Source organism: Cupriavidus sp. FW306-1B-F12B, assembly GCF_058781795.1.
The window spans coordinates 190,538-203,386 of sequence record NZ_JBYSXC010000008.1 but is presented as its reverse complement, the minus strand read 5'-3'; the positions used below and the strand labels follow the sequence as shown (position 1 = coordinate 203,386).

Annotated in this window: 11 protein-coding genes; 3 read left to right on the top strand and 8 right to left on the bottom strand. The window is 67.4% G+C overall.

The annotated features are described in order from the left end of the window. The first annotated feature begins 47 nt into the window (after positions 1–47). The 3 genes from AC3WLE_RS15940 to AC3WLE_RS15930 are packed head-to-tail and all read left to right on the top strand — an operon-like array spanning position 48 to position 3,588. Positions 48–1,037 carry a Bug family tripartite tricarboxylate transporter substrate binding protein gene (locus tag AC3WLE_RS15940; protein ID WP_492319460.1) on the top strand — a complete coding sequence of 330 codons (990 nt, stop codon included), beginning with the start codon at positions 48–50 and terminating at the stop codon, positions 1,035–1,037. Positions 1,038–1,063: 26 nt separating this feature from the next. Beyond that, positions 1,064–2,563 carry a M81 family metallopeptidase gene (locus AC3WLE_RS15935; protein WP_492355969.1) on the top strand — a complete coding sequence of 500 codons (1,500 nt, stop codon included), beginning with the start codon at positions 1,064–1,066 and terminating at the stop codon, positions 2,561–2,563. Positions 2,564–2,595: 32 nt separating this feature from the next. Next, entirely contained in the window at positions 2,596–3,588 is a 993-nt protein-coding gene (locus AC3WLE_RS15930) for a tripartite tricarboxylate transporter substrate-binding protein (protein ID WP_492319462.1), read from the top strand. A gap of 43 nt (positions 3,589–3,631) precedes the next feature. On the opposite strand, the gene AC3WLE_RS15925 is transcribed toward AC3WLE_RS15930, so the two are convergent. Genes AC3WLE_RS15925 through AC3WLE_RS15890 form a run of 8 tightly spaced genes read right to left on the bottom strand, consistent with a single transcriptional unit; the run spans position 3,632 to position 12,667 of the window. Continuing rightward, positions 3,632–4,270, bottom strand: coding sequence for a uracil-DNA glycosylase family protein (locus AC3WLE_RS15925; protein ID WP_492319463.1), 639 nt, complete (start codon positions 4,268–4,270; stop codon positions 3,632–3,634). 3 nt (positions 4,271–4,273) lie between these two features. Further along, positions 4,274–5,098 (bottom strand): IclR family transcriptional regulator, encoded by an 825-nt coding sequence (locus tag AC3WLE_RS15920; RefSeq protein WP_010810310.1) that lies wholly within the window; start codon positions 5,096–5,098, stop codon positions 4,274–4,276. 37 nt (positions 5,099–5,135) lie between these two features. Beyond that, positions 5,136–6,293: an alpha-hydroxy acid oxidase gene (locus AC3WLE_RS15915; protein WP_492355970.1), complete on the bottom strand. Its 1,158-nt coding sequence runs from the start codon at positions 6,291–6,293 to the stop codon at positions 5,136–5,138. Between the two features lie 13 nt (positions 6,294–6,306). Further along, a complete protein-coding gene (gene dapA / locus AC3WLE_RS15910; protein ID WP_492319465.1) occupies positions 6,307–7,221 on the bottom strand; it encodes a 4-hydroxy-tetrahydrodipicolinate synthase in 915 nt (304 codons plus the stop codon). 11 nt (positions 7,222–7,232) lie between these two features. After that, positions 7,233–9,002 (bottom strand): ABC transporter permease subunit, encoded by a 1,770-nt coding sequence (locus AC3WLE_RS15905; RefSeq protein WP_492351377.1) that lies wholly within the window; start codon positions 9,000–9,002, stop codon positions 7,233–7,235. Then, on the bottom strand, positions 8,999–10,090 hold the full coding sequence (locus tag AC3WLE_RS15900; RefSeq protein WP_058696498.1) for an ABC transporter ATP-binding protein: 1,092 nt from the start codon (positions 10,088–10,090) through the stop codon (positions 8,999–9,001). The genes AC3WLE_RS15905 and AC3WLE_RS15900 overlap by 4 nt, the downstream gene beginning before the upstream one ends. A 38-nt stretch (positions 10,091–10,128) precedes the next feature. Then, positions 10,129–11,214, bottom strand: coding sequence for an ABC transporter substrate-binding protein (locus AC3WLE_RS15895; RefSeq protein ID WP_492355971.1), 1,086 nt, complete (start codon positions 11,212–11,214; stop codon positions 10,129–10,131). A 19-nt stretch (positions 11,215–11,233) separates the two neighbouring features. Next, complete coding sequence (locus AC3WLE_RS15890; protein WP_492355972.1) at positions 11,234–12,667, bottom strand: FAD-binding oxidoreductase; 1,434 nt, start codon at positions 12,665–12,667, stop codon at positions 11,234–11,236. Positions 12,668–12,849 lie beyond the last annotated feature (182 nt).

The following is a 12,849-nucleotide window of genomic DNA, read 5'->3' as shown; positions in this document are numbered from 1 at the left end:
ATTCATTCCAAGCCATCACGAGGCAATCAGACCTCAGGAGGAGACCCATGGAAGCCATGAGCCATTTGCGCTCGATCATGCGCGGCATGCTTGCCGGCGCAGCCTTGCTCGCAGCCACTTGCGCAACTGCCGCACCTGCGTGGCCCGACCGGCCGCTGCGCCTGGTGGTGCCGTTCCCGGCCGGCGGTTCCTACGACATCATCGGCCGCACGCTCGCGCGCAAGCTGGAACAGCGGCTGGGGCAGCCGGTGGTGGTGGAGAACATCGCCGGCGGCGCGACCGTGCCGGGCGTGTCGTCGGTGCTCAAGGAGAAGGCCGACGGCAATACGCTGCTGCTGGCCAGCGACGGCACGCTCAGTATCAATCCGTTCACGATCAAGGGCCTGCGCTATCGCCCCGAGACCGACCTGACGCCGGTGACCATCGTCAGCACCGTGCCGCACTGGATCATCACGCGCGCCGACCGCAAGGAGATGACGCTGGGCGAGCTGAAGACGCATATCCAGCGCAACCCCGGCAGGGTGTCGATCAGCATCAACGTCGTCGCGGGGGCTGCGCACCTCGGCCTGGCCGACTGGAAGCGCCGCAATGGCCTGGATTTCACCATCGTTCCATACCGCGGCTCGCCGCCGGCCATGGCGGACCTGATCGGCGGCCAGACCTATGCGCATGTCGATGTGATCGGCTCTTCGGTCAATTACGTCCAGGATGGCAAGGCCAGGCCCCTGGCCACGCTGCAGGCGGAGCCCGTCACGCAGTTTCCCGGCCTCGAAACGCAGAAGGCGGGCGGCACGGATGCGCTGCAGGTACGCGGCAACCTGGCGCTGGTGGTCAAGGCGGGCACGCCGGCTCCGGTCATCGACCGGCTCTACAAGGAAGTGAAGGCCAGCGTTCAGGAAGCGGACTTTGCCGCGCGCCTGCAGACGCTTGCCTATGAGCCGGTCCTTTCCACCCCCGAGCAGGCCCGCCGCTTCCTGCAGGCGGAAACGATCCGCTACGGCGCCATTGCGCGCGCGGTCGATCTCGAATCCAACTGAACCCTTCACGCTGTCGGAGCCAGTCCATGCGTTTTGTCATTGCCCTGATGCGGCATGAAACCAATACCTTTTCGCCGATTACCACGCCATTGAGCGCGTTCAACCGCGGCAGCACCGCTGGCCCGCTCTACGGCGACGACGCGGTGCGTGCGTGCCAGGGCACCAACAGTGCCGCGGCCGCGTTCATCGACCTGGTACGCCGCCAGGGCGACGAGTTCGTGATGCCCCTGATGGCGAGCGCGGTGCCCAGTGGCATGGTGACCGCACAGGCATTCGAGTCGATGGCGGCCAGCATTGTCGAGGCGGTGCGCGCGGGCTGCGATGCCGTGATGCTGGACCTGCACGGCGCCATGGTGGCCGAGGGCTATCCGGATGCCGAAGGCGAACTGCTGGCACGCATCCGTGCCGCCGCGCCCGAGGTGCCGATCGCGGTATCGCTGGATTTCCACGCCAACTTCAGCGTTGCGCTGGTTGACAATGCGACCGTGATCGCCGGCTACTGCACCTATCCCCACGTGGACGTGTACGAGACCGGCGCACGCGCCGCCCGTACCCTGATGGCGGCGCTGCGAGGCGAGGCCCGCCCGGTCCTGTTGTGGCGCACGCTGCCGATGCTCACCCACATGTTGCGCCAGACCCCGCGCGCGCAACCCATGAAGGACATCATGGAGCGTGCGATGGCGGCCGAGCGCGATGGCGAGGTGCTCAACGCCTCGGTGTTCGGTGGCTTTCCGCTTGCCGATATCCCGCATACCGGACTGGCCGTGGTGATCGTGGCGGATGCCGCCAGGGTCGACGCAGGGCGGCGCCTGCTCGACGAGCTCTGCGGCATGGCGTGGGAACGCCGGGCTGATCTTGTTTTTCCGATCGAGCCGATGGAGGAATCCATCGCGCGCGCCAAGACGCTCACGCAGGGCCCGGTCGTGCTGGTCGACCATGGCGATAACTGCGGCGCAGGCGGGCCGACGGATGAAATGACGGTGCTGGGCGAAGTCCTGCGCCAGGAGCTCGAAGGCGTGGTCGCCGGGCCGTTCTGGGACCCGGGCGCCGTGGCGGAACTGATTGCCGCCGGCGTCGGGCAGTCCGTCACGCTGGATGTGGGCGGCAAGACCGACATGCCCGCGCTGGACCTGAAGGGCCGTCCGCTGCGGCTGAGCGGCCGGGTGCAGTGCATTACCGACGGCAACTACCAGGTCACCGGCCCGATGTTCACAGGCATGAAGCTGAGCCTGGGCCGCACCGTGGTGCTGGATGTCGCCGGCACGCTGGTCGTGATCTGCGAGAAGCCGCAGGAGCCGTTCGATACCGGCGTGTTCACGCACGCAGGCATCGACTTGTCGCGCCGCAGATACATCCTGATCAAGTCGCGCCAGCACTTCCGCGCCGGGTTCGAGCCGATCGCCAGCGAGATCGTGCTGGTGGCCGGCCCCGGAGTCTGCAGCTCTGACTACAGCCAGTTCCCGTTCCGCAACCTGCGCCGGCCGATCTATCCGCTGGAAGCACATACCGTGCTCGAGGCTGCCTGAGCGCATCCGCCGCCGTCAACCGGAGTGACCGTATGACCTATTCGACCCCCTTGCGACGGCTGGCCGCCGCGCTGGCATTGGCCCTGGGTGCCAATGCCGTTCCTGCCAAGGCTGCCCCCGCCAGCGGCGACGCGCCCGTGCGCATCGTCGTCGGCTTCGCGGCCGGTGGCGCGCTGGACATCTTCGCGCGCACGCTTGCTGAAAAGCTGCGTGTTTCGCTCGACACGCCCGTCCTGGTCGAGAACCGCCCCGGCGCATCGGCGCGGCTGGCACTGGAGAACGTCAAACGCGCGCCGCCGGACGGCAAGACGGTGCTGATCTCGCCCGCGCCGCCGTTCACCATCTTTCCGCTGACCTACAAGCGCCTGGCCTATGACCCCGACAAGGACCTGGTTCCGGTCGCCTACCTGGCCGACGTGCCGCTGGTGGCGTCCGCCAGCGTCAACCAGCCCTATCGGACCATGCCGGAATACCTGGCATGGGTGAAGCGCAACCCGGACAAGGGCGGCGTCGGGCTGGTCACGCTCGGCGGCAGCATTCATTTCGGCGTGCTGTCGCTCAGCAAGTCGATTGGCGTGCCGTTGCTGCCCACTGCCTATCGCGGCGCCGTCATGATGCTGACCGATGAGATCGGCGGCACGCTGCCGCTGGGTATCGATGCGGTGGGGGGCCAGATGGAGCTGTACCGGGCGGGCAAGATCCGTTTCCTCGGCGTCACCGGGACCCGCCGGTCGGCACTGCTGCCTGATGTGCCAACGCTGGCGGAGGCGGCCGCGCCGGGTTTCGAGGCGGCGTCCGGCTGGTACTCGGCCTTTGTGCCGGCGGGGACGCCGCCGGCTGCGGTAGCGAGGATCGAGAAGGCGCTGCTCGACGCCATCAAGGATCCCGTGGTGCGCGACAAGATGTCGGCGCTGGGCATGGAGATGAACGGCAAGCCGGGGGATGCCCTGCGCAAGCTCATCCAGGCGCAGCGCACGCAGTGGGGCCCGGTGGTCGCGGCCTCGGGCTTTACGGCCAGCGAATGAGGCCGGCCGTCCAGGCGGGGGTGGCGCGGGTATCGCTTGCTGCCTACCCTGTCTGCACAGGGCTGTGCCGCAACAGTTGCCCGACCCGCTCGCGCAGCATCGGCAGCACTTCGCCCTCAAACCAGGGATGCTGCTTGAACCACGGCTGGTTGCGCGGTGACGGATGCGGCAACGGCACGAAGCCGGGCGCGTAGTCCTTCCATGCCCTGACGGTCTCGGTCAGCGTCGGCTTGCGGCGCGCCCCGAGGAAATGGCGCTGCGCGTACTGGCCGACCAGCAAGGTCAGCTCGATCGACGGCAGTTCCGCCAGCAGCCGGTCGAGCCACAGTGGCGCGCATTCGCGGCGCGGCGGGTTGTCGCCGCTCTTGCCGCGTCCGGGATAGCAGAACCCCATCGGGATGATCGCGAACTGCGATTCGTCGAGGAAGGTGGCGGTATCGACCCCAAGCCACTGCCGCAGGCGCTCGCCGCTTGCATCGTTCCAGGGGATGCCGGTTTCGTGCACGCGTATCCCCGGCGCCTGGCCGACGATCAGGATGCGCGCCTCGGCCCCGACGCGCACGATCGGGCGCGGGCCCAGCGGCAGGTGTGGCGCACAGGCGCGGCAAGCCCGTACTTCGGTCAGCAGGGTATCGAGCGAGGAGCGTTGGCTTCCCTCAGGCGTTGGCTTGGATTTCCGCATAGCTCATGCCGTCTGGAAACTCATCCGCTTTGCCTGCGAGATCGACATGGCCGCCACTTGCACATGCGGGGCCAGCTTGGCCTGGGCGGTCTCCAGCGTCCAGCGCGTGGACGGGACGGAGATATTGATGGCGCCCACCGGCAGGCCGCGATGGTCGGTGATTGCTGCTGCGACGGAGATGTCGCCGACCACGGTCTGGTTCATGGCCACGGCATAGCCGCGTTCACCGGCCTCGCGGATCGCCGTCATCAGCTTGTCGGGGTCGGTTTCAGTGAACGGCGTGATGGGGTTCAGTGCGGTCGCCCGCACCACCTCCAGGCGCTGCGCTTCGGGCAGCTTCGACAGGATCGCAATCCCGGACGCGGTGTACACGGCCGGGAGCCGGTACCCGACCCCGAAATCGACGTTGATCAGGTGCTGCCCGGGGAAGCGGGCCAGGAACACGATCTCGTGCCCGTCGAGTTCCTGCAGGTTGGCGGTTTCCCCCAGCGTGCGGCTGATATCGAGCAGGTAGGGCGATGCGCGCTCGACCAGGTCGTTGGAGCGCAGGTAGTTGTACGACAGGCCCAGTGCCTTCGGCGCAAGCCCATACATCGCCGAATCGGGCAGGCGCCGGATGTAGCCCAGCTGTTCCAGGGTGTGCACCAGCCGCTGGGTGGCGCTGCGGTCGAGATCGGCCGCCCGGGCGATCTCCGCCATCGACATCAGGCGGCGGTCCGGGCCGTGGAAGGCTTCCAGCACCTGGAAGGCCTTTTCCACCGAACCGACGAACAGGGACGAACGCTCGCGCCTTGTGCGCAGCCCGTTGCCTTCATTACCTGAATCCACACAACCTCCTGCTCGTCCTTGTCATTGTTTTCATGGCTTACAGTGCGGCCAGCCGCGCGGCATGGTCGTCCGAGAGCGCGGCAGTGTCCAGCCTGGCGGCCTGCGGAACGCCGAGCAGCCGCAGCGTGGTCTCGAATTCTCCACGCAGGATGGCCAGCACTTCCGCCACGCCGCGGGGACCGCGCGCCGCCAGCCCGTAAAGCGGTGCGCGCCCCACCAGCACGCCGCGGGCGCCCATTGCCAGCGCCTTGGCGATGTCGGCGCCGCGGCGCACGCCGCCATCGACGAATACGTGCATCCTGCCCGCCGCCGCGACGATGGCGGGCAGCATCTCGACTGCGCTGGGCGCGCCTTCCAGCTGGCGGCCGCCGTGGTTGCTGACCACGATGCCATCCAGGCCCTGGCGGGCGGCGATTTCCGCGTCGGCCGGCGTAAGGATACCCTTGATGATGACGGGCCCGTGCCAGTGCCGGCGCAGCCAGGCGATGTCGTCCCAGCACAGCGACATGTCCATCTGCCGGCTCAATCCCGCCGCCTGCGCCTTCAGGTCGTTGGCCATCCCGCTGCTGCGGGCCAGGTTGACCAGCTGCGGCGAGCCGCCCTGGCGCAGCATGCGCAGGCACCAGCGCGGATGGGCCGCCAGGTCGGCCAGCAGCCGCGGCGTCCACGGCACCGGCATGCGAAAGCCGTTGCGGATGTCATGGTCGCGCTTGCCGTGCACCATGGTGTCGACGGTCAGCATCAGCGTGCTGAAGCCGGCGGCGCGTGCGCGCGCCATCATGTTTTCGGCGATGGCGCGGCCGCGCTGCACGTAGAGCTGCAGCCACAGGTCGCCGTCAGTGGCGGCGCGCACGTCTTCGATCAGCGAGGTCGATGCCGTCGACATCACGAAGGGCAGGCCCTCGGCGTGTGCGGCCCGTGCCAGCGCCTCTTCGGCCTTCGGCCAGTACAGTCCGTTCAGCCCCGTGGGGCCCACCAGCAACGGCAGGCGGTACTTGCGGCCGAAGATCTCCATGCCGGGATCGATCTCCGTGACGTCGCGCAGCACGCGCGGCCGGAACAGCAGTGCCTGGTATGCGGCCAGGTTGCGTGCCAGCGTGCGCCCGTCCTCCGCGCCTCCCTCCAGATAGTCGAAGGCGAAGCGCGACAGCCGGCGCCGCGCCAGGTCCCGATAGTCCTTGATGGCCGGCAGCATGATCGTCGGCGCCTCAGGCGAGGGCGGCCTCGGCTTGCAGCCGCTGCGTCAGTTCGGCACGCAGCTGTGCCTGCAGCCCGGGCGCCGGCGCTACCAGCGGTGCCAGCACCTTCGGCGCGGTCACGCCCACCAGGTCGAGCACGGATTTCAGCGGCCCCGGATTGGTTTCGGAGAAGGCCAGGTCCAGCAACGGAATCAGCTCGCGGTGCAGGCGTACCGCTTCAGCGGTATTGCCGGCCACGCCGAGCTCATAGATGGCACGCCAGGTGCGCGGCAGCACGGAGGCGGTCACGACCACGCCACCCCTGGCACCCGCCGCCATGTGCAGCGGGAACAGGCTGTCCTCGCCGCTGAACACGCTGAAGCTGTCGTCGACACCCGCCACCACCTTGAGGAAGTGGTACATGTCGGTGTTGCAGGCTTTCATGCCGATGATGTTTTCGTGGCGCGACAGCTCGTGCAGCACCTCGGGCGCGATCGCGATCCGCGTGCGGTAGGGGATCTCGTAGATCATGACCGGCACCGGCGAGGCGTCGGCATAGCGCAGGAAGTAGTCGCGGATGCCTTGCTGGGTCGGCGAGGTGTAATAGGGCGTCAGCACCATCAGGGCAGAGGCGCCAACGCCGGCAAAGGCCTTGCCCGCATCTAGCGCATCGTGGAACCCTGGGTCGAGCACGCCGGGAATGACGGGAACCTGGCCAGCCGCTGCTTCGACGCAAAGGGCCGCCATGCGGACGCGCTCCTCGCGCGAGAGGGCACCGTATTCGCCGGTGCCGCCCAGCGGCACCACGCCGGCAACGCCGTTGGCCAGCAGGTAGGCCATCAGCTTGCGCGTGGCGTCCTGGTCGATCCTGTCGTCGGCCGTCACGGGCGTCGGGATGGCGGGGAAGATGCCGCGCAGGTCGGCGGCGGTAAGCTTGTTGTTCATGGATAGGGTTCTCAGCGCCCGGCGCTCTTGCGGCGCAAGCGCTCGGCGCAGGTGATCAGGATGGTAACGAAGACGAACAGGCAGGTAGACACCGCGGCAATCACCGGTGAAAGCTGCAGCGTCACCTCGTCCCAGAACTGCTTGGGCAGGGTGGCGCTCAGTCCGCCAGAGGCAAACAGGGCGATCGTCAGCTCGTCGAACGAGGTGGCGAAGGCGAACAGGAAGGACGAGAACAGGCCGGCGGCGAGGATCGGCAGCGTCACGTAGCGCAGCGTCTGCCAGGGCCTGGCGCCCAGGCTTTGCGCCGCCAGGTCGAGCCGCGTGTCGTAGTTGCGCAGCACCGCCATCATCGTCATGACGACATAGGGCACGGCAATCACGGTGTGGCCGATCATCAGGCCGAGCGAGGTGCCGACCAGCCCGACCCTGGCGAAGAAGTAGAACATCCCCACCGCGATGATCATGCGCGGGATGATGATCGGCGACAGCACGAACGCCAGCAGCAGCGACTTGCCCCGCATCTGCGAGCGCGCCAGCAGGAACGCCACCGGCGTGCCGACCAGCAGCGCCAGCACCGCGGCGCCAAGGCCGACCAGCAGCGAGCGCAGCCCGGCCTGCATCCACAGCGGCGACGCGAGCAAGTCCTGGTAGTGCTGCAGCGTGAAGCCGCGCGGCGGCCAGTTCAGGCCCGACTTGTCGGCGAACGACAGCGGGATCATCAGCAGCGCCGGCACGCTCAGGAACAGCAGTACCATCAGCACGATCGTGCGCAGCGGCAGCGAGTCGCCCGGCTGCGGCTCGCGCCGGCCGCGCGGCACCAGTGCCAGCAGCTTGTCGCTGACCGTTCCCAGTGCGCCCAGCACGCTGTCGCCGAGCCGATGCAGCACGCCATCGTGCGCGGCGGCGGAGCGGGTGCGTTGCTCTGCTCCGCCTGCCATCGACGAGAGCCCGAGCACCTTGTCATACAAGGCGAATACCGCCAGCACGACCAGCAGCAGCAACACCGAGATCGAGCCGGCGAAACCCCAGTTCATGGTCTGCTGCACCTGGTCGATGATCAGCTGGGCGACCATGATCTCTTTGCGTCCGCCCAGCAGCGCTGGCACGATAAAGAAGCCGACGGCGGTGACGAACACCATGATGGCGCCAGCCGCCACGCCCGGCATCGAGAGCGGAAAGTAGACGCGCCAGAACGCCGTGCCAGGCCGTGCCCCAAGCGTAAGCGCCGCGCGCGGGAGGTTGCGGTCGATGTTCTCCATCACCGACAGCATGGTCAGCACCGCCAGCGGCATCAGCGCGTGCACCATCGCCACCAGCACGGCGCCGAGGCTGTATAGCAGGTTGGACGGCGCGTCCTGGATGCCCGCGGCGCTCAGCAACTGGTTGACCACGCCGTTGCGGCCCAGCATCACGATCCAGGCAAAGGCGCGCACCAGGAAGCTGGTCCAGAACGACAGCAGCACCCAGAACAGCCACTTTGCCTTCCTGTCCTTCGACAGCGAGGAGATCAGGTAGGCCACCGGATAGCCGGCGACCACGGAGAGCAGCGTGGTCCAGAGCGAGATCTTCAGCGTGATCAGCATCACGTCGACGTAGACCGACGACGCAAACAGCTGGCGGTACTTGGCCAGCGTGAAGGCACCGTCGCTGTAGACGCTCAGCAGCAGCAGCTGGCCGACCGGGTAGACCAGCAGCACCACGAACAGGAGCACCAGCGGCGCGGCCAGCAAGGCGGGCCGCAGCCAGGGTAGGGGTCGGCGTTGCAGGGCGACGGCGGTCATAGGGAATCCGGGACGGCGACAGCGTCGCTGCGCTGCCAGGTGAGCGTGACTTGCTGCCCGACCGCGTGCCGGGAAGCGCCCATCGAGGTGGGGTAAGACAGCACCACCGGGGCCTGGCCGGCGGCATCGGATTCCACGTACAGCTTGGTCAGGCTGCCGGTGATCATGCTGTCAAGCACTTTGCCGCTGACCGCATTGGCGGCGGTGACGCCGTTGGCCATGGCGATGTTCTGCGGCCGCACCATGACCCGCACCTTGCCCCCGGCGGCCACCGGCGCATTGGTGACCGCGTGGGCGACGGCGCCCCCCTGTGCCAGCGCCACCTCCACGTGGTCGCCGCGCACTTCCGTGACCGTGCCCTCGAACAGGTTCGATTCGCCCAGGAAGTCGGCCACGAACAGCGTGCGCGGGCGGAAGTACAGGTCCGACGGCGTGCCTAGCTGCTCGATCTTGCCGCCGTTCATCAGGCAGATGCGGTCAGACATCGTCATCGCCTCTTCCTGGTCGTGGGTGACATAGACGATGGTCGTGCCCAGCTCGCGGTGGATGCGCTTGATCTCCAGCTGCATGTGGTCGCGCAGCTTCTTGTCCAGGGCGCCCAGCGGTTCATCCATCAGGATGATCGACGGCTTGTAGACCAGGCAGCGGGCCAGCGCGATGCGCTGCTGCTGGCCGCCCGAGAGTTCCTTCGGGAAGCGCGCCGCGACGTGGGGCAGGCGGACCATTTCCAGTGCTTCCAGTGCCTGGCGCCTCGCCGTGGCCGCGTCGACCCGGCGCATCTTCAGCGGGAAGGCGATGTTCTCCGCGATCGTCATGTGCGGGAACAGCGCGTAGTTCTGGAACACCATGCCGATATCGCGCTCGTAGGGGGCGCCATAGGTCACGTCCTTGCCATTGATCAACAGCTGGCCGCCGTCCGGCACGGCCAGCCCGGCGATCAGGCTGAGCAGCGTGGTCTTGCCCGAGCCCGAAGGGCCCAGGAGGGTAAGGAATTCCCCCTCGGCCACTTCAAGGTCGGTCGGGGCCAGCGCGACGAAGTCGCCATAACGCTTGGTCAGCCCGGAAATCTTGAGTTTGAAATTCGGCATCGTGTCGTTGCTGGTGGTGTCTGGAGAAGAGGTTCAGATCACTTGAGGATCCAGCCGTTGAACTTCTCCATCACCGCGGCCTGGTTGTCGAGCCAGTACTTGGCGTTGATCTGCACGCCCGACTTGATGTTGTCGGGGTGGGTCGGGCAGTTCTTCGCGACCTCGGGCTTGATGTACTTGAAGGCATCCGGCTGGGTCACGCCTGCCGGGAAGTACTCCACCAGCGAAGCCATGCGCTTGGGGTCGGACGCGAACTTGATGAATTCGCGGCAGGCTTGCGCATTCGGCGTGCCGGCCAGGATGGACCAGTTGTCCACGCCCCACAGGTTCTGGTTCCAGACGATGCCGACCTGGGCGCCGGAGGCGGCCGCGCTCTGTGCGCGCGACACCCAGGTGGCCACCATGTCGACCTCGCCGGACTTGAGCATCTGCTCTACCTGGGCGCCGGAGTTCCACCACACGTCAACGCTGGCCTTGATCTTCTCCAGGTTGGCGAGGGCCTGGTCGACATTGAGCGGGTAGAGCGCGGAGGTCGCGGTGCCGGCGGCCATCAGCGACTCTTCCAGCGTGTCGAACGGGTGCTTGCGCAGGGCGCGGCGGCCGGGGAAATCCTTGACGTTCCAGAAGTCGGCCCACGACGACGGTGCCTTGCGGCCCTTGAAGGCGTCGGTGCGATAGGCGAGAACCGTGCTGTAGACGTTGGTGCCCACGCCATAGGGCGACATGAAATGCGCCGGAATGGTCTTGACGGTGGCGTCGCCCTCCAGGCCGTGCTTCTCCAGGTAGACCTTGCCGCCCTGCGTCAGCAGCAGGATGGCCGGCTGGCTGATCTTGGCCATGTCCCAGGTGTAGTTCCTGGTCTCGACCATGCTGCGGATCTGCGCCACCGGTTCGGCGTTGGCCTGCACGCCCACGACCTCGATGCCGGTCTTCTCGGTGAACGGCTTGTAGTACACCGCGCTGTAGGCCTTGGTGTAGATGCCGCCGTCGTCGCGCACCACGATGCGCTTGGACTGCGCGCGCGCGTACTGGAGCACGGCGGGCGCGGCAAGCGTGCCAAGGCCGGCAGCGGTGACCTTGAGCGCACGCCGGCGAGAAGAGTTGATGGGGCTGTGGTCGTTCATGCGAGCTCCTTGATTGCCGTTATTGCTGGGAAGGTGGGGACGGCAGCAGCCGGCCGGGGTTGAACAGGTCGCGCGGGTCGAGCATGCGCTTGATGCCGTGCATCATGGCGATCTCGACCGCCGGCTTGAACTGCGCCATTTCCTCGGTCAGGACCTGGCCGATGCCATGTTCCGCGCTGAAGGTGCCGCCCAGTTCGTAGGCCACCTGGTCGATGGCGTGCTTGATGCGGGCGGCCACGGCATCGCGCGCTGGCAGCGCTTGCCACTGCGGGAAAGGCACCAGCGGGATGAAGTGGACGTTGCCATCGCCCAGGTGGGCAACGACGATGATCGGCAAATCCGGCAGGACCGCATGCGCCGCCGCGGTGGCGCGCTCAATGAACTGCGGCACCGCCGAGACCGGCACGGCGCAATCGGTGTTCAGGCCCAGGCCCGCTTTCTTGTTGCCTTCGGAGACGCTATGCCGCACCTGCCACATGGTTTCGCGCTGCGCGCCGCTGGCGGCCACCACGGCATCGTCGACCAGGCCTTCGGCCACACCTTGCTCCAGCACTTCCTGCAGCACCTCGTCGAGCAGCTCGCGCCGGCCGGTGTCGGCAAGTTCCACCAGCACGTGCCAGGGATGGCTGGCAGGCAACGGCGCACGGCGGCCGGGCACGTGATCGAGCACGATCTGCAACTGCACGTGATTGAGCATTTCAAACGCGGACAGGGTGGCGCCACAGCGCTGCTGGAAGCGTCCCAGCATCTCCAGTGCCTCCTGCGGCGTGCGCACCGCCAGCCACGCCATGGCGTGCGCGGTGGGCAGCGGATGCAGCTTGAGCGTGGCGGCGGTGATCACGCCGAGCGTGCCTTCGGAGCCGATGAACAGGTGCTTGAGATCGAGGCCGGTGTTGTTCTTGCGCAAGCGGTACAGGCCGTTCCAGACCTGGCCGTCAGGCAGGACCACTTCAAGGCCGAGCACGTTGTCGCGGGTGTTGCCATAGCGCAGCACGCCGGTGCCGCCCGCATTGGTGGCGATGTTGCCGCCGATCTGGCAGGAGCCTTCGGCGCCCAGGCTCACGGGGTAGAGACGCCCCTGTTCCGCCGCCGCCTGCTGGATCGCGGCCAGCACGCAGCCTGCCTCGACTTCCATCGAGTTGTTGGCCGCATCGATGGCGCGGATGCGCCGCATGCGTGCCAGGCTGATGACGATGGGCGGCGTGCCGTCCGGGGCCGGCACCGCGCCGCCGCACAGGCTGGTATTGCCGCCTTGCGGCAGCACGGGCACGTTGGCCTGGACCGCGGCCTGCACCACCGCGGCGACTTGCGCGGTGGAGGCCGGCAGCACCACGCACAGCGCCGGGCCCTTATAGCGGCCGCGCCAGTCCTCGACGTAGGCGGCTACGTCCGCGGGTTCGGTGAGAACCGCATCGGGTCCCAACAGGTCTTTCAGCTTCAATACAAGTGACATCGCCTTGTGCCCTCGTGCTCGATTGAAGCCATACTAGTCGATTGTCATGAGCATAGGTATAGGTGAAATCCACATATCAGTAATCGCAATGCGATTATTCCGTCGATCGACGGGCAAGGGGCTGCAGACCAGATGTCGGGGGTTCCTTGTGCGAACGGCCTTCCGTGACAGCGGCCCGGCGG

Bases quoted from the DNA above. Each gene is read 5' to 3' on its own strand.
- AC3WLE_RS15940 (WP_492319460.1), top strand. From the start codon at position 48: ATGGAAGCCATGAGCCATTTGCGCTCGATCATGCGCGGCATGCTTGCC.
- AC3WLE_RS15915 (WP_492355970.1), bottom strand. From the start codon at position 6,293: ATGCTGCCGGCCATCAAGGACTATCGGGACCTGGCGCGGCGCCGGCTG.
- AC3WLE_RS15935 (WP_492355969.1), top strand. From the start codon at position 1,064: ATGCGTTTTGTCATTGCCCTGATGCGGCATGAAACCAATACCTTTTCG.
- AC3WLE_RS15890 (WP_492355972.1), bottom strand. From the start codon at position 12,667: ATGTCACTTGTATTGAAGCTGAAAGACCTGTTGGGACCCGATGCGGTT.
- dapA (WP_492319465.1), bottom strand. From the start codon at position 7,221: ATGAACAACAAGCTTACCGCCGCCGACCTGCGCGGCATCTTCCCCGCC.
- AC3WLE_RS15905 (WP_492351377.1), bottom strand. From the start codon at position 9,002: ATGACCGCCGTCGCCCTGCAACGCCGACCCCTACCCTGGCTGCGGCCC.
- AC3WLE_RS15925 (WP_492319463.1), bottom strand. From the start codon at position 4,270: ATGCGGAAATCCAAGCCAACGCCTGAGGGAAGCCAACGCTCCTCGCTC.
- AC3WLE_RS15900 (WP_058696498.1), bottom strand. From the start codon at position 10,090: ATGCCGAATTTCAAACTCAAGATTTCCGGGCTGACCAAGCGTTATGGC.
- AC3WLE_RS15895 (WP_492355971.1), bottom strand. From the start codon at position 11,214: ATGAACGACCACAGCCCCATCAACTCTTCTCGCCGGCGTGCGCTCAAG.
- AC3WLE_RS15930 (WP_492319462.1), top strand. From the start codon at position 2,596: ATGACCTATTCGACCCCCTTGCGACGGCTGGCCGCCGCGCTGGCATTG.